At 67.5% G+C, this 16454-nt stretch carries 14 protein-coding genes; 9 read left to right on the top strand and 5 right to left on the bottom strand.

What is annotated here, in order from left to right; genetic code table 11:
* The first annotated feature begins 10 nt into the window (after nucleotides 1–10).
* Genes DBV35_RS27000 through DBV35_RS26985 form a run of 4 tightly spaced genes read left to right on the top strand, consistent with a single transcriptional unit; the run spans nucleotide 11 to nucleotide 5159 of the window.
* Nucleotides 11–484 (top strand): (2Fe-2S)-binding protein, encoded by a 474-nt coding sequence (locus tag DBV35_RS27000; protein ID WP_108663529.1) that lies wholly within the window; start codon nucleotides 11–13, stop codon nucleotides 482–484.
* A 12-nt stretch (nucleotides 485–496) separates the two neighbouring features.
* Nucleotides 497–2887: a xanthine dehydrogenase family protein molybdopterin-binding subunit gene (locus DBV35_RS26995; protein ID WP_108663528.1), complete on the top strand. Its 2391-nt coding sequence runs from the start codon at nucleotides 497–499 to the stop codon at nucleotides 2885–2887.
* A gap of 10 nt (nucleotides 2888–2897) precedes the next feature.
* The gene (locus DBV35_RS26990) at nucleotides 2898–3692 is read left to right on the top strand and encodes an FAD binding domain-containing protein (protein ID WP_108663527.1); all 795 of its coding nucleotides are present in this window, start codon (nucleotides 2898–2900) and stop codon (nucleotides 3690–3692) included.
* A gap of 15 nt (nucleotides 3693–3707) precedes the next feature.
* On the top strand, nucleotides 3708–5159 hold the full coding sequence (locus DBV35_RS26985) for an amidase (RefSeq protein WP_108663526.1): 1452 nt from the start codon (nucleotides 3708–3710) through the stop codon (nucleotides 5157–5159).
* 46 nt (nucleotides 5160–5205) lie between these two features.
* On the opposite strand, the gene DBV35_RS26980 is transcribed toward DBV35_RS26985, so the two are convergent.
* Nucleotides 5206–6120 carry a LysR substrate-binding domain-containing protein gene (locus DBV35_RS26980; RefSeq protein ID WP_108663525.1) on the bottom strand — a complete coding sequence of 305 codons (915 nt, stop codon included), beginning with the start codon at nucleotides 6118–6120 and terminating at the stop codon, nucleotides 5206–5208.
* A gap of 249 nt (nucleotides 6121–6369) precedes the next feature.
* On the opposite strand from DBV35_RS26980, the gene DBV35_RS26975 reads away from it, so the two are divergent.
* Nucleotides 6370–6762: a RidA family protein gene (locus DBV35_RS26975; protein ID WP_108663524.1), complete on the top strand. Its 393-nt coding sequence runs from the start codon at nucleotides 6370–6372 to the stop codon at nucleotides 6760–6762.
* A 234-nt stretch (nucleotides 6763–6996) separates the two neighbouring features.
* The gene (locus DBV35_RS26970) at nucleotides 6997–9033 is read left to right on the top strand and encodes a beta-propeller fold lactonase family protein (RefSeq protein ID WP_157962008.1); all 2037 of its coding nucleotides are present in this window, start codon (nucleotides 6997–6999) and stop codon (nucleotides 9031–9033) included.
* A gap of 36 nt (nucleotides 9034–9069) precedes the next feature.
* On the opposite strand, the gene DBV35_RS26965 is transcribed toward DBV35_RS26970, so the two are convergent.
* Genes DBV35_RS26965 through DBV35_RS26950 form a run of 4 tightly spaced genes read right to left on the bottom strand, consistent with a single transcriptional unit; the run spans nucleotide 9070 to nucleotide 13167 of the window.
* Nucleotides 9070–10311, bottom strand: a complete 1242-nt coding sequence (locus DBV35_RS26965) for a M20 family metallo-hydrolase (protein ID WP_205648905.1) — start codon at nucleotides 10309–10311, stop codon at nucleotides 9070–9072.
* On the bottom strand, nucleotides 10308–11201 hold the full coding sequence (locus tag DBV35_RS26960; protein WP_108663522.1) for an alpha/beta fold hydrolase: 894 nt from the start codon (nucleotides 11199–11201) through the stop codon (nucleotides 10308–10310). The genes DBV35_RS26965 and DBV35_RS26960 overlap by 4 nt, the downstream gene beginning before the upstream one ends.
* A 10-nt stretch (nucleotides 11202–11211) precedes the next feature.
* Nucleotides 11212–11997: an SDR family oxidoreductase gene (locus DBV35_RS26955; protein WP_108663521.1), complete on the bottom strand. Its 786-nt coding sequence runs from the start codon at nucleotides 11995–11997 to the stop codon at nucleotides 11212–11214.
* 36 nt (nucleotides 11998–12033) lie between these two features.
* Nucleotides 12034–13167 carry a pyridoxal phosphate-dependent aminotransferase gene (locus DBV35_RS26950; protein ID WP_245944121.1) on the bottom strand — a complete coding sequence of 378 codons (1134 nt, stop codon included), beginning with the start codon at nucleotides 13165–13167 and terminating at the stop codon, nucleotides 12034–12036.
* A 220-nt stretch (nucleotides 13168–13387) separates the two neighbouring features.
* Between DBV35_RS26950 and DBV35_RS26945 the strand changes: the two genes are divergently transcribed.
* The 3 genes from DBV35_RS26945 to DBV35_RS26935 all read left to right on the top strand — a co-directional run bounded on the left by DBV35_RS26945 (nucleotide 13388) and on the right by DBV35_RS26935 (nucleotide 16452).
* Complete coding sequence (locus DBV35_RS26945) at nucleotides 13388–14377, top strand: Bug family tripartite tricarboxylate transporter substrate binding protein (protein ID WP_205648904.1); 990 nt, start codon at nucleotides 13388–13390, stop codon at nucleotides 14375–14377.
* Between the two features lie 65 nt (nucleotides 14378–14442).
* Nucleotides 14443–14931 carry a tripartite tricarboxylate transporter TctB family protein gene (locus tag DBV35_RS26940; protein WP_108663519.1) on the top strand — a complete coding sequence of 163 codons (489 nt, stop codon included), beginning with the start codon at nucleotides 14443–14445 and terminating at the stop codon, nucleotides 14929–14931.
* An 18-nt stretch (nucleotides 14932–14949) separates the two neighbouring features.
* Nucleotides 14950–16452 (top strand): tripartite tricarboxylate transporter permease, encoded by a 1503-nt coding sequence (locus DBV35_RS26935; protein WP_108663518.1) that lies wholly within the window; start codon nucleotides 14950–14952, stop codon nucleotides 16450–16452.
* Nucleotides 16453–16454 lie beyond the last annotated feature (2 nt).

The raw sequence follows: 16454 nt of genomic DNA, 5'->3' as shown, positions 1-16454 counted from the left end.
AGGTCCACCCATGAAGATCGAATTCACCTTGAACGCGAAGCCCGTCTCCGTGGACGTCGCGCCCTCGACCCGCCTTGCGGACATGCTGCGCGAGACCTTGAGCCTCACCGGCACCCATATCGGGTGCGACACGGTCCAGTGCGGCGCCTGCACGATCCTCCTCGACGGGGAGGCGGTGAAGAGCTGCAGCCTGCTCGCGGTCGCCGTCGACGGGCGGTCCGTCACTACCGTCGAGGGCCTCGCCGAGGCCGACGGCACGCTCCACCCGATGCAGGCGGCCTTCCGCGACAATCACGGCCTCCAGTGCGGCTTCTGCACGCCCGGAATGCTGATGAGCGCGGTCGACCTCGCCAACCGCAACCCGGACCCGAGCGAGGCCGAGGTGCGCGGCTGGCTCGAAGGCAACATCTGCCGCTGCACCGGCTACCAGAACATCGTGAAGTCCGTGATGGCGGGCGCCGCCGTCATGAACCAGCGCAGCTAGGAGGGCTCTCCCATGTCGTCCATCGGTATCGGCCAGTCGCCCAAGCGCAAGGAAGACCTGCGCTTCCTCACCGGCAAGGGGACCTACGTCTCCGACATCAAGCTGCCGAACATGGCGGCCGCCGTCTTCGTGCGCTCGCCCCACGCCCACGCCAAGATTTTGTCGATCGACTCGAGCGCCGCGATGGCGGCGCCCGGCATGGTCGCGGTCTATACGGGCGAGGAGATGGAGGCGGCGGGCGTCAACGGCCTTCCCGTCGGCTGGGGCATCACCGGCTCGGACGGCGAGCCGATGAAGGAGCCGCCGCATCCCCCGCTCGCCGTGCGCAAGGTGCGCCATGTGGGCGACCCGGTCGCGATCGTGATCGCCGAGACACTGGAGGAGGCGCGCAACGCGTCCGAGCTCGTCGAGGTCGAGTACGAGATGCTGGAGCCGGTCGTCTCGATGATCGGCGCGCTCAAGCCGGGCGCTCCGCTCGTCCACGACGACGTGCCGAACAACCTGTGCTGCGACTGGTCGATGGGTGACGCCGCCGCGGTCGACAAGGCGCGCGCCGAGGCCGCGCACATCGCGCGCATCGAGCTCGTCAACAACCGCCTCATCGGCAACCCGATGGAATCGCGCGCGGCGATCGCCGAGTACGAGCCCTCGCGCGACAAGTACACGCTCTACACGACGAGCCAGTTCCCCCACGTCGTGCGCTTCCTGATGGGCGGCCTCGTCCTCGGCATCCCGCAGCAGAAATTGCGCGTGGTGGCGCCGGACGTCGGCGGCGGCTTCGGCGTGAAGCAGTTCCACTATAACGAGGAGGCGGTCGTCACCTGGGCGGCGGGACGCCTCGCGCGGCCGGTCAAATGGGTCTCCGAGCGGTCGGAGGGCTTCGTCTCCGACCGGCAGGGACGCGACCACGTCACCGAGGCCGAGCTCGCCCTCGACGAGAACGGCAAGTTCCTCGGCCTCTGGGTCAAGACGCTCGCCAACATGGGCGGCTATCTGTCGACCTTCGGCCCGAACATCCCGACGAACCTCTACGCGCCGCTCCTCTCGGGCGTCTACACGATGCCGGCGATCTTCTGCCAGGTGCAGGTGATGTTCACCAACACCGTGCCGGTGGACGCCTATCGCGGGGCGGGGCGGCCGGAGGCGACCTTCGTGCTGGAGCGCCTCGTCGACGTCGCCGCGATCGAGATGGGGATCGACAAGGTCGAGATCCGCAAGCGCAACATGATCCCGAAGGAGGCCTATCCATACCAGACGCCGGTCGTCGTCGAATATGACAGCGGCGATCCGATGGGGTGCCTCGAGAAGGCGATCGGCCTTGCCGACATCGCGAACTTCGAGGCCCGGCGGAAGGAAGCGGCTCAGCGCGGCAAATATCGCGGGCTTGGCCTCTCCACCTATGTCGAGGCGTGCGGCCTCGCCCCCTCGCGCCTCGCCGGCCAGATGGGCGCGCGCGGCGGCCTCTATGAGAGCGCGACGGTGCGCGTCCACCCGACCGGGCAGGTGACGATCCTCATCGGCACCCACAATCACGGCCAGGGTCACGAGACGACCTACGCGCAGATCATCTCCGAACAGCTCGGCGTTCCCTTCGAGGACATCGACGTCGTCTTCGGCGACACCGACCGCGTGCAGTTCGGCATGGGCACCTACGGCTCGCGCTCGCTGGTCGTCGGCGGCGCCGCGCTGTCGAAGGCGGGCGACAAGGTGATCATGAAGGGCAAGAAGATCGCCGCTCACCTTCTGGAGGCCGGCGAGCACGACATCGTCTTCGAGGAAGGCTCCTTCAAGGTCGCCGGCACCGACCGCGCCAAGTCCTTCTCCGAGATCGCGGGCGCGGCCTATGTGCCGCACAACTACCCGCTGGAGGTCCTGGAGCCGGGCCTCGAAGAGCAGGCCTACTACGACCCCATCAACTTCACCTATCCGGGCGGCTCGCACTTCTGCGAGGTCGAGATCGATCCCGACACCGGCATCGTCGAGCTCGTCGCCTACACGGCGGTCGACGATGTCGGCACGATCATCAACCCGATGATCGTGGAGGGCCAGCTCCATGGCGGCATCGTCCAGGGCATCGGCCAGGCCCTCTACGAGCACGGCATCTATGACGAGGAATCGGGGCAGCTCCTGTCCGGCTCCTTCATGGACTACGCGATGCCGCGCGCGGACCATCTGCCGAACCTCGTCATCTCGCCGCACGTGACGCCCTGCGCGCACACCCCGATGGGCGTGAAGGGCTGCGGCGAGTGCGGCACGATCGGCTCGCCGGCAGCCGTCATCAACGCGGTGGTGGACGCCCTGAAGCCGCTCGGCATCACCCATGTCGACATGCCCGCGAGTCCGGCCCGCATCTGGAACATCGTCAAGAATGCGCGCGCTGCGACGCCGGTCGCGGCCGAGTGAGGAAACCCCGATGAGTTTTGACTTTCACCGGCCGGCGACGGTCGAAGAGGCGGCCGCGCTCCTCACGGGAGCGGCGGACGGCAAGTTCCTCGCCGGCGGCATGACGCTGCTGCCGACGATCCATCAGCGGCTGGCGAGCCCGACCGATCTCATCGACCTCTCCGCGGTGCCGGGCCTTGCCGGGATCAGCGAGGAGGACGGGGTGCTCGTCATCGGCGCAATGACGCGCCATGCCGATGTCGCGGCCTCGCCGCTCGTCGCGAGCCTCATCCCGGCGCTCGTGACGCTCGCGGGCGGGATCGGCGATCCGCAGGTGCGCCATCGCGGCACCATCGGCGGCTCGATCGCGAACAACGACCCGGCGGCGGACTATCCGGCCGCCGTCCTCGGCCTCGGCGCCACCATCGTCACGAGCCGGCGCGAGATCGCGGCCGACGACTTCTTCGTCGGCATGTTCGAGACCGCGCTCGCGGAGGACGAGGTCATCCTGTCGGTGCGCTTTCCCGTGCCCGACAAGGCCGCCTACATGAAGATGCGCTCGCCCGCCTCGCGCTATGCGCTCGCGGGGGTGTTCGTCGCGCTCTTCCCGGATGGGGCGCGCGTCGCCGTCACGGGCGCCGCCCCCGCCGTCTTCCGCTCGACCGACCTCGAAGAGGCGCTGACCGCCTCCTTCACCCCGTCCGCGCTCGACCGCCTGTCGATCGACGCGAGCGACATGCTCTCCGATCTCAGCGGCGACCGTGAGTATCGCGCCAACCTTGTCGTGGTGCTCGCGCGTCGCGCGGTGAGCGCGGCACTCGCCTAGCAGGAGCCAGACCCCATGACCGATCTGAAAGAGGGCCGCGCCGCGGAGGCGGGGCCCAAGGGGCTCGCACGCCTATCGGCCGCGGAGCTCGTCGCCGGATATCGCGCCGGCACGTTCACCCCGCGCGAGGCGATCGAGGACGTGATCGCCCGCCTCGAGGAGGTCGACGCGGCCTGCAACGCGGTCGTCACCCCGCTCTATGACGAGGCGCGCGCGGCCGCCGACATCGCCGGCAAGGCGTATCGCGACGGGTCCGAGCCGGGGCCGCTCGCGGGCGTGCCGGTCAGCGTGAAGGACCTCGTCTTCGTGAAGGGCGTCGTCGCGAAGGGGGGCGCGCCGTCCCTCGTCGACTTCGTGCCGGAGAAGGATGCCCACGTCGTGGAGCGGCTGAAGGCGGCGGGCGCGATCGTCACCTGCAAGACGACCACCTGCGAGTCCGGCTACAAGCTCACCGCCGACAGCCCCGTCACCGGGATCACCCGCAATCCGTGGTCCACCGACCGCACCTCGGGCGGCTCGTCCGGCGGCGCTGCGGCGGGCGTCGCGGGTGGCGGCGGCCCGATCGCCATCGGCACGGACGGCGTCGGCTCGATCCGCGTTCCGTCCTCCTTCTGCGGCGTCTTCGGCATCAAGCCGACCTTCGGGCTCGTCTCGCGCGCGCCGGGCTTCTTCCCGCCCTCCTGGGGGAGCCTCGCCCACACGGGGCCGATCGCCCGCACGGTCGGGGACGCGGCGACGATGCTCGAAATCCTCGCCGGGTATGACGTGCGCGACGCGGCCTCCTTCCCGTCGGGCTTCAGCCGGGCGCGGGAGACGACGAGCCTCAAAGGCGTGAAGGTCGGCGTATCGCCGGACCTCGGCTACGCGGCGGTCGCGCCGGACGTGGCGGACGCGTTCGAGAAGGCGGCGGCGACGCTCGCGAGCCTCGGCGCGGAAATCATCCCCGTCGATCTCGGCGTCGATCCTGAGATCCTGGAGAAGGTGCTCCAACCGATCGCCTTCAGCGAGCAGGCCGCCTCCGTCGGGGTGCGCACGGACGCGGCCTTCGCCGAATCCGACGACGACTTCCGCAGCGTGCTCGCCAAGGGCCGCACCTATAGCGGCGTCGACTATGTGAACGCCTCGCACCGCCGCTCGCAGCTGCGCGGGCGCTTCGTGGAGGTGTTCAACACGGTCGACCTTCTCGTCACCCCGACCGTCGCCGTCACCGCCTTCGGGGCGGGGGAGCTTGGCGTCTCCGCCGTCGACGGCCGGCCGGTCGACCGGCATCTCGGCTGGTCGCCCTTCACCTGGCCGATCAACCTCGCGGGCCTTCCGGCGGCGAGCATTCCCTGCGGCTTCGACGGGGACGGGCTGCCGATCGGCCTCCAGGTGATCGCCCCGTGGCTCGGGGAGCAGCGCCTCGTCGCGCTCGCGGCGGCCTACGAGGCGGCCGCGCCCTGGGCACACTATTGGCCGAGCCTCTGAGGCACGAGACGGGGCGGGGGCGTCTGGCGTCCCCGCTCCGCAAGACCTAGAGCGCCGCCGTCCCGCTCAGCGGATGCGGGATCGACCGTTCCACTTCCTGGCGCGTCGAGCCGAGATAGAAGCTCAGATATTCGTGGAGGGCGTGCGCGGCCGGGGAGGTCGAGGCGCGCGACTTGTAGAGGAGCAGCTCCACCTTGGGGAGCTGCGGAAAGTCGTCGTTCGGCACGATCTCGCGCATGCCGGGCACCATCGCGTGCCGCCCGAGCACGGTGACGGCCATCCCCGAGAAGACGGCGGCCTGAAGCCCCGACACGCTCTCCGAGATGCACGAGATCATCCACTGGCGGCCCGCGCTCTCCAGCGCCTCGATCGCATAGTCGCGGAAGATGTTGCCGGGCGGGAGGAGGGCGAGGGGGACGGGCGAATCCTCATGCGCCTTCGAGTTGGTGCCGGTCAGCCAGACAAGCTGCTCGCGGTGGATGACCTGGCCGCCGGTGAAGTCGTTCATGCGCGTCACGAGCGCGACGTCCACCTCTCCGCGATGGACGAGCTGGACGAGCGGCGTCGACAGGCGGCACTGGAGCTGCACCTGGACGCGCGGAAATTCCTGCCGGAAATGGGAGAGAACGTCAGGCAGGACATAGGCGGCATAGAGGTCGGGGATGCCGAGGATGACGTGGCCCTCGATCTCGTCGGACGAGAGCTTGGAGACGAGCTCGTCGTGGGTGCGCAGGATCGACTTCGCGTAGGTGAGGATCAGTTCGCCGTCGCGCGTCAGCACCATGCGCCGCCCTTCCTGGCGGAAGAGCTCGCGGCCGGACAACCCTTCGAGGCGCTGGAGCTGCAGGGTGATGGCGGGCTGCGTGCGGCCGAGCCGCCGCGCCGTCTCGGTGACGCTCCCCGTCTCCGCGATGGACAGGAGGGACCGCAGGATCCTGATGTCGAACGTCAGCGCACTCATCCGCCGGCAATTCTCCCGATCGTGCTCCGCGATGGCCGCAATTCGGATGCAATCGGCGCGCCATGGTTTAGCCTTGCGTCAATCGACCGCCGGTCGGGCCGTCCCCCCGGCGCGGGTGCGGGCGGCGAACGCCACACGTTGTCCCTTGCGCGGCGGGGCAGGATGCTTGCAACCTGTGCCAATTAGCGAATTGGTTAACTGGCGCGCCGGCTTTCGAGTGACCGGGCGTGGCCGAGAAGGGGCATTGTCATGAGCGAGATCGTCTTCCACACGCTGGCCGGGTTTCCGAAGTCGATGTCGCCGAGCAGCCACGCGAGCGAGACGGACGGGTTCGTCTTCCTCACCGGCCAGTTCGCCCGCGACCTCGACAATCCGGACAAGGAGCTGCCGATCGGGATCAAGTCGCAGACGCGCCAGACGCTCGCCAACATGATGCGCGCCCTCGACGCGCTGGGGCTCGGGGCCGACCGCGTCCTCAGCGTCCGCGTCTTCCTCACCCACTTCAAGCGCGACTATGACGAGATGAACGAGGTCTATGCGAGCTTCTTCCCCGAGGGGGCACGGCCGGTGCGCACCTGCGTCGGCGTCACCGACCTGGTGCGTGACGCGCTGATCGAAATCGACTGCATTGCCCGGAGATGAAGGTCGAGACATTGCGCGTTGCGATAACAATCCTGCGCATCACTGTGCGAACGCACATTTGGGCAGGAAAATAATTTCAATGTAGCTCCATGGATCTTGTGATTCATGTCACGCTTCTACTTATAGTAACAAGATTATTTCGTCTTTGAAATCAATAGGTGTGCTTTTCGACTGAAAATTTCTCAATAATATCAATAGGATGGAAAATTTCGCAAATTTTCTGAATGTTTCTGATTGCTCAGCCGAATTCCGCGACCAGATAGAATCCACCAAAATTCACTAGGTTGGGAGAGGGCAATGGCAGTACTCGTGGGGGATCTACTTAACCGAGACAACTTTGCAGACTCGGCCGCTGTAAATCTCAATGGTGCATTTGGCCTCGATACGATCGAGATCAATGGCACCACATTCCTGTACACCGCCGGTTTCGTTGACAGCGGCGTGTCGGGCTTCAGCGTGGATGGTGCAGGCAATCTGACGTCCATTGCCGGGGCCGTCGTCAATGACAGCGCGGCCATCCCGCTGACCACCGCGACGCAACCGCTCGCCGTCAGCACGGAAAACGGCAATTTTCTCTATGTCGGCAACTTCGGGGCGAATGACGGTGTCACCGCATTCTCGATCGCGCCGAACGGGAATTTGAACTTCATCCAAAACACGCCCGACAATGCCACGCTGGAAATCCAGGGCGTTGCGGGACGCATGTCGCACGCCAACGTCGGCGGCAACGACTTCCTCATCGTGACCGGCTTCAACGATGACGGCGTCAGCACATTCCAGATCCAGGCCGACGGAACGCTCCTGAACCGCGACAATGTTCCAGACAGCGCGGCGCTCGCACTGGATGGAACAAACGATTCAGCGGTCGGCACGATCGGCGGAAAGACTTTCGTTTTCGTGGCGGGGAGCAACGAGGACGGTGTCAACGTTTTCGAGCTCGACTCTAACGGTCAGCTGACGAACACCGATGTGGTGACCGACAGTGGTGCTCTCGAGCTCGACTTCGCGACCGGCCTCGCGACCGCCGTCATCGACGGAACGCTCTTCCTGTTTGTCTCCGGTCAAACGGACGATGGGATCAGCGTCTTCTCCGTCGACAATGCGGGACAGCTCACGAACGTCTTCAACGTGACAGACAACGGGACGCTCGGGCTCGACGGCGTGCGCGGACTGACCACGTTCGAGATCAACGGCGAGACCTATCTCGCCGCATCGGGCGGTGACGACGACGCCCAGACGCTCTTCAGGGTGGACGGGAACGGATTTCTCCAGCTCGAAGATGTTGTGAACGACACCGAATCCGCCGCGCTTGAACTCGACGGCACGGTTTTCAACACGTTTGCCTTCGTCAACGGTGCGCCGATCCTCTTTGCCTCCGGGGCGGCCGATGACGGCCTCTCGACCTTCGAGCTCGGCGGTTCTCCGGATGTCCTGACGGGTGGCCCGGCCGACGACGTGATCTTCGGCCTCGGTGCCGATGACAGCCTCTTCGGCAATGACGGCAACGACCGCATCCTCGGCGGCTTCGGCAACGATTTCATCTCCGGCGGCAACGGCAACGACACGCTGAACGGTGAGCAGGGCGACGACGAGATCTCCGGCGGCTCCGGGCGCGACAACATCGTCGGCAAGGAAGGCGCGGACAATCTGTCGGGCGGCAACGACAACGACACGCTGCGCGGCAACGAGCACGCCGACACGCTGGATGGCGGCGGCGGCAAGGACAACCTCTTCGGCGGCGACGCGGCGGACCGTCTCTTCGGCGGCAACGGCAACGACACGATCCGCGGCGAAGACGGCAAGGACTTCATGGACGGCGACAATGGCCGCGACCTGATGTTCGGCGGAGAGGGCAACGACAAGGCCAATGGCGGCGGCGGCAACGACACCATCAATGGTGACGACGGCAACGACCGCCTGTTCGGCGAGGCGAAGAACGACCTCCTCATCGGCGGGGAGGGGAACGACAAGCTCTTCGGCGGTCCGGGCAACGACACGCTCGATGGTGGTATCGGCAACGACGTGCTGGAACTCGGGTCCGGTCGCGACATCCTCGTCTATGAGGCGGGCTATGGCCGGGACAAGGCGCTCGACTTCACCGGCGCCGACCGTCTCGACCTGCGCAGCTTCGATTTCGACAGCTTCGACGACGTGCTCGACATCGCCTCCCAGCGCGGCAACAACGCGGTGCTGAATTTCGGCGGCGGCGACAAGCTGATCCTGATCGGCTTCGACCTCGACGATTTCGTCCCGAACGACGTCATCCTGTGAGGGCCTGCCGGCGGCCGAGGCCGCCGGCTCCACCCGTCAGGCCGTGAGGCGAACGAGCGCCTCGGTCAGGACACGCGCGCCCGCCGCGAGATCGGCGGGCTCGCATGATTCCGCCTCGTTGTGGCTGATCCCGCCCGCGCAGGGCACGAAGATCATCGCCGTCGGGCAATAATAGTGGAGCTGGCGCGCGTCGTGCCCGGCCGCGGAATAGATCCGTATGTGGTCGATCCCGAGATCCGTCGCCGCCGACGCCAGGAGCGCGGTGATCTCCTCGGGGAAATCCAGCGAGGGGGAGGTCGCGATCTCCTTCACCTCCACCGCGCACGGGCCCTTCTTCTCCTCCGAGATCGGGGCGACGAGATCGCCGAGACGCTTCAGCGTCGGCCAGTCCGGATGGCGCAGATCCACCGAGAAGAAGGCGTGTGCGGCGACGACCGAGGGCGCGTTCGGCGCGATCTCGAAGCGCCCCACCGTGAACTTCACGATGTCGTCCGGATCGGCGAAGGCGGTGCGGAGCCCGTCGACGATGTCGATCGCCGCCAGAAGCGCGTCCTTGCGGCGGCCGAGCGGCTCGGTCCCGGCATGGGCCTCCTCGCCGGTGACGGTGACGCGGAAGCGGCGCGAACCCTGGATGCCGGTCACGATGCCGACGGGCTTGCCCTCCTCCTCCAGGATCGGCCCCTGCTCGATATGGGCCTCCACGAAGGCATGGACCGGGAAGCCGAGCGGCAGGGCCGGGATCTCGGGGAAGGCGGCCGCCATGCGGTGCACCTCTGCCGCGACGCTGATCCCGTCATCGTCGGTGACGGCGAGGATCGTCTCGAGCGGCTTCATCGCGGTGAATGCCTCCGAGCCCATCATGCCGGGGGCGAAGCGCGAGGCCTCCTCGTTCATCCAGGAGACGACGACAAGCGGGCGGCGCGGCGTGATGCCGGCGGCGCGGAAGGCCTCCACCGCCTCGAACCCCGCGAGGACGCCGAACGCGCCGTCGAACTTGCCGCCGGCGGGCTGGGAATCGATGTGCGAGCCGGTCATCACCGGATCGAGGCCGGGCTCGCTTCCTTCGAGGCGGAAGAAGAGGTTACCGATGGGGTCAGTCGCGACCGACATGCCGAGCGTGCCCGCCCAGGCGATGAGCGTGCGCCGGGCGGCGATCTCCTCGTCCGTGAGGGCGAGGCGGCGCACGCCCCCCTTCGGCGTCGCGCCGTGCTGGGCGAGCGCCATGTGGCGATCCCACAGGCGCGCCTCGTTCACATGATCGGCGGCGCGCATGGTCATGACGTCTTCATGATTTCGCTCGGCGCCGAGCGCGGGTCGCGCGGCAGCCAGCGGCCCGCCTCCACCTGCGCGATGAAATCGGCGACGGCGCGGTTGAAGAGGTCCGGCTCCTCGAGGTTGATCGTGTGGCCGGTCTTCGGCAGCACGAGGACGCCGGAGGCCGGGATCACGCGCTTCAGGAAGAGGGCGGGCTGGAGGCAGTGGTCGTCCTCGTCGCCCGAGATGATGAGCGTCGGCACGGCCATTTTGCGAAGCCCGTCCTCGAGATCGTAGAGGGAGGGGCGGTGCATCTGCACGCCGCGCATCGTGTTCGCCGAGCCTTCGGCCGAATGCTGGCCGAGCATCTCGACGAACTCGGCGTGCCCGCGCGGGTCCTTCACGAGGAAGGGGATGCGCGAGGCGGCCATGCCGTAGATCTTGGAGAAGGCCTCCGCGCCCATCGCCTCGAACTGGCGGGCGACCTCCTCGGAGATTCCGCGGAAATAGGTCTCGAATTCTTTCTCCGCGCCGTAGCCTGCGCCGGCGACGGTGAGGGAGAGGGCGCGGTCCGGATAGGTGAGGCCGAAATGGACGGTCGCGAAGCCGCCCATCGACAGGCCGACAATGTGGGCCTTGTCGATCCCGCAATGGTCCATCACGGCGATGATGTCGGCGGTGGCGCGGGCCTGCGAATATTTCGCGACATCAGAAGGCACCTCGGACGGCGGATAGCCGCGCGCGGCGTAGGTCACGACGCGGTGGCGCCGGGAGAAATGGCGCATCTGCGCCTCCCAGCTCCTGTGGTCGCCGCCGAACTCGTGGACGAAGACGATCGGCGTGCCTTCGCCGGCGGTCTCGACGTGGAGGCGGACCCCGTCGTCGGTGGTGGCGATGGTCGTCCCTGCGGACATGGCGGCCTCCTCAGACGATGGAATTGCGCGAGGTGATCCCGCCATCGATGGTCAGGATCGTGCCCGACGTGTAGCCGGAGCGGTCGCTCGCGAGGAACAGCATGGCGTCGACGATCTCCTGCACCTTCGCCATCCGCTTCAGCGGGTAGCGGTCGAGGAGCTCTTCCCAGCGCGTCTCGTCGCCGAACCAGTCCTTCGCGCGCTTGCGCAGGAGCTTCGGCATCCGCTCGGTGTCGACCGGCCCCGGATTGACGCCGACGACGCGCACACCGTCCGCCGTCAGCGACTTGCCGCCGAGCGCGCGGGTGAAGGCCATCAGCGAGGCGTTGCCGGTGGAGCCGCAAATATAGTCGGCGTCGAGCCGCTCGCCGGCATTGCCGATGTCGTTGACGATGACGCCGCGCCCGACCTCGCGCATCCGCGCATACACGGCGCGGCACAGGTTGATGTAGCCGAAGACCTTGAGGTCCCATGCCGCGCGCCACGTCGCCTCGTCGACGGAGAAGACGTCGCCGCCGGGAATGGCGCCGGCATTGTTCACGAGAATGTCGACGAGGCCGACGCTCTCCGCGAGCCCCTCGGCCGCGCCGGGTTCGGCGAGGTCGAGCGGGTGGAGCGTCACCTCCACGTCGTGCGCGGCGGTGATCTCGGCCTTCAGGGCGGCGAGCTTGTCGGCCGAGCGGGCCGTCAGGTGGAGGTTGCAGCCTTCGGCCGCGAAGCCGAGGGCCGAGGCGGCGCCGATCCCTTGCGAGGCGCCGGTGATCAGCGCCGTGCGGCCCGTGAGACCAAGATCCATACCAATATCCTTATCGTTGCGCGTCTGGTCGGCCGATCAGAACAGCGCGATCTCTTCGTTGAGGCCGCGGGCTTCCTCCACCGCCTCGGGCAGCAGGCGGCAGAAGGTCTCGACCCATTCGGTCGGCACCGTGACGGAGACCTTGATGAAGCGGTCGCCGAAGGTCTTCGTGTGGTAGGAGCCCTGGCGGATCATCACGCCGTGGCGCGCCATCACCGCGCAGAGCGCCTCCGGCCGGATCCCGGCCTCGACGGTCTCGATGACGAGGAAGTTGCCGCTCGACGGGAATACCGGGAGGCGGAAGCCGGGGAGGGCGTCGAACGCCTCCTTCACGAGGCGCTGGTTCGCCCGCTGGCTTTCCAGCACCGCCGGGAACCACTCGGCCTTCGCGGCGAGCCCGGCGAGGGCGCCGCGCTGGGCGAGGATCGAGGAGCCGAGATTGTTGGGCGGGGCGGCGGCGAGCGTCTCGATCATATCGGGCGCGGCGACGAGCGCGCCGACGCGCAGGCCCGCAAGGCCCAGCCACTTGGAGAAGCTCCACGTGGTGATCGTCTTCTCCGGATAGTGGCGCGCGGCGAGGTGATGGTCGTAGGCGAAGTCGCGATAGGTGCAGTCGTGGACGAGGACGGCGTCGACCGAGCGCGCGATCTCGGCGATCGCCTCGATCTCCTCGGCCGTCTGGGTCGAGCCGATCGGGTTGTTCGGGTCGACGATGTAGATCATCCGCGTGCGCTCATCGACGGCGGCGCGAAGGCGCTCCGGGTCGAGGCGGAAGCCATATTCGTCGCCATAGATCGGGAGCTGGACGACCTCCGCGCCGACCGAGCGCGCGAACGACATCGGCCAGGCCCAGGTCGGGTCGGTCGTGACGAAACGGTCACCCGGACGGCAGAAGGTGTGGCACACATGGTAGAGGCCGGACACCGCCCCGTCCGTCACCATCGCCTCCATCCCGTCGAGGCCGAGATCGGCGACGATCCCCGCCCGCAGCGCCTCGAGGCCGAGCGGCGGCGCGTAGGCGTGGAATTCCTCCTTGTCGAGACACGCGATCATCGCGGCCTTCACGCTCGGATGGACCGGGTAGTGGTTGGTGTTCTGTCCCAGCCACTTCAGGCCTTCGGTGTTCACCAGCCTGTCGAAGTGCCGATTGCGGGCCGCCGATTGGTTCACGTCATGCTCCGTCGTTTCAAGAACCAAATATCCCCTTGTGGTATGCCACGCAAAGCCTAAAATCGCATCATCGTATGCACAAAAGTTTCTCTTGGATGCCAGGGATCCGCAGTTCACACTCCAGCCATCGTGTCCGGCGTGTGGGATGCGTGCCGAAAACCACGGTGTGGCATGCGGTGCGTCGGAACCTGGTTCGAAAGAGAGGGTCGGAGGGAATATGATGAGGACCACATTCACGAAGCGCGCGCTGCTCGCAGGATGCGCCATCGCCGCCACCGCCATGCTCGCGGCGCCTGGCCCCGCGGCGGCCGCCGATTTCCCGGACGGACCGATCACGCTGGTGGTCAACTGGCCGGCCGGCGGCGGCGGTGACCGCGCGGGCCGGCTCCTCGCCCAGTTCGGCGAGAAATATGCCGGCGTGCCCATCGTGGTGAACAATGTCGACGGCGCTGGTGGATCGACGGGCGTGCGCTTCGTCGCCGAGGCCGCGCCCGACGGTCAGACGGTCGGGATCTTCGGCTCCAGCATCGTGGCGCAGCAATATATCAACCCGAACGCGCCGGCGCTTTCGAGCCTCGCCCCGATCGCCTTCTTCGGCCCGGATCCCGGCGCCCTCGAGGTGCGCGCCGACACCGGCATCGAGACGCTCGACCAGTTCATCGAGAAGCTGAAGGCCGATCCGGGCTCGATCAAGAACGGCAACGACGCGCCGGGCGGCTGGTCCTATGTCGTCGCCGCGCTGATCGAGAAGGCGGCCGACGTGAAGATGACGAAGGTCCCCTACAAGGGCTATTCGCCGACCGTCGCGGCCATCATGTCGGGCGAGATCCAGTCCGCCACGCTGCCGGTGCCCCAGCTCATCGACCAGGCTAAGGCGGGCGACATCAACATCCTCGCCGTGACCGCCGATGCGCGTCACTTCATGGCGCCGGACGTGCCGACCTTCAAGGAAGCCGGCATCGACCTCGTCGCCGGTGACTGGCGCGCGGTGTTCGCGCCGGCGGGCGTCCCGGCGGAGACCCTCGCCAAGCTCGAGGAGATCTTCACGAAGACGGTCGCCGACCCCGAATTCCAGGAAGCGGCCAAGAATGTCGGCTTCGTGATCCAGCCGATGAACGCGGCCGACACCGGCGCCTACATCGCCGATTTCGACGAGGCCTACTATCCGGTCCTCATGGACGCCGACCTCGTGAAGGCGAACAAGAAGTAAGTCAGTGATCGTGCGGCGGGCCGCCCTCGCGGCCCGCCATCATGGCGTCGAGGAGGCGTGAGCGCATGAAGGACGGGGAGGGGCGGGACCTCACGGTCGAGTATGGCGTCCCGATCTTCTTCGGGGTCTGGGCGGTGATCGGCTGGTGGGCGATCCTGCGCGACTCCTATGTGTGGAGCGATTTCGGCCTCGATCCGGGGCCGGTGCTGATGCCGCTCCTCGTCCTCTCGCTGCTCTCGATCGGCAGCCTCGCGATGCTCGTGCGCGCGGTGATGCTCACGCGGCGGGGCGGGGTCTTCACGCGCAACCTCCTGCGCAATCTCACGGTGCCCGCGGCCTTCGCCGGCACCGTGCTCCTCATGGTGCCGCTGATGTACCGGATCGGCTTCCTCGCCACCGCGACGCTGTTCGCGTTCGGCTGGATGGTCGTCCTCGTCGAGGCCTGGCACGGCGCGATCTGGCGGCGCCTTCTCGGCATCCTCGTCGCCACGGCGCTCGGGGTCGGCCTCGTCACCTATGTCTTCGTGGACCTCATCCGCGTCCCCCTTCCCTGAGCGACAGGCGCGAGCCCCATGTACAGTGATTTCCTCGCCCACCTCATCGGCGTGATCGCCTCGCCCCAACTCGTGGGGCTGAGCGCGGCGGGCGCGGTTCTCGGCATCGTGCTTGGCTGCCTGCCGGGCATCTCCTCCACGATGTCGCTCGCGATCCTCCTGCCCGTGACCTATGCGATGGCGCCCGAGGCGGCGATCGTGTTCCTGATCGGCGTCTTTTCGGCGAGCGTCTATGGCGGGTCGATCTCGGCGATCCTCCTCAATATTCCGGGCACGCCCGGCGCGATCGTCACCCAGCTCGACGGCTACCCGATGGCCCGTTCCGGCAAGGCGGGCGAGGCGCTCACCATCGCGCTCTTCGCCTCCACGCTCGGCGGCATCATCGGCCTGCTCCTGCTCATGCTGATCGCGCCGCTGATCGTCGCGGGCGCGATGCAGTTCCGCAGCCCCGAGTTCGCCGCAGCGACCATCTTCGGCCTCACGATGCTCGCCTATGCCTCGCCCGGCTCCACGTTCAAGGGGCTGATGTCGGGCCTCGTCGGCCTCGTCTGCGGCATGGTCGGCTTCGACGCGGTGACGGACGTGCCCCGCTTCACCTTCGGCTCCACGATGCTGGAGGGCGGCATCGACCTCGTGCCGATGACGGTCGGCATCTTCGGCCTCGCCGAAGTGATGCGGACGATCGAGCTCGGCTCGGCCCGCACCGCCGTCGTGGAGGGGATCGGCCGGCTCATCCCGCCCTGGAGGAGCCTCGCGCGGCTCTGGGGGCCGATCGGCCGCGGTTCGATCATCGGCGCGGTCGTCGGGGCGATCCCGGCCGCGGGCTCGGCGATCGCGGTGGCGGTGTCCTACACGCAGGAGCAGCGCCTCTCCCGCACGCCCGAGCGCTTCGGCAAGGGCGCGCCGGAGGGGATCGCGGCGCCTGAGGCGGCGAACAATGCCTGCGTCGGTGGCGCACTGGTGCCGATGATGACCCTCGGCATCCCCGGCGACTCCATGACGGCGATCCTGATGGCCTCGCTCCTCATCCACGGCCTGCGGCCGGGTCCGATGCTCTTCGCCGAGCGCCCGGATTTCGTCGCGGCCGTCTATGTGGCGCTGCTCCTGGCGCTGATCTTCACGCTGATCTTCGGCCTCGTCTTCGTGCGCCAGATCGTGCGGCTTCTGCGCCTGCCGCCGAACATCCTCCTCGTGATCGTGACGCTCCTGTGCTTCGTCGGCGCCTTCGCGATCCGCAACAATGTCGACGATGTCATCGTCATGGTCGGCTTCGGGGTGATCGGGTTCATCATGACGCGGCTCGGCATCCCGATCGCGCCGCTCGCCTTTGGCCTGATCCTCGGCCCGATCCTTGAAGAGAATCTGCGCCGCTCGCTGATCGTCAGCGACGGATCGTGGTGGGTGTTCCTGGAGCGGCCGATATCGGCCACGCTCCTCGTGATATCCTTGATCGCGGTCGCCTATCCCATCTTCGCCCCGATTGTGCGCATAAGGCGTCGCGCCGCCGCGCGGAGCTGCTGACC

The organism is Acuticoccus kandeliae (assembly GCF_003073115.1).
The sequence above is the reverse complement of the archived record's forward strand: the minus strand, read 5'-3'. Positions and strand labels throughout refer to the sequence as shown.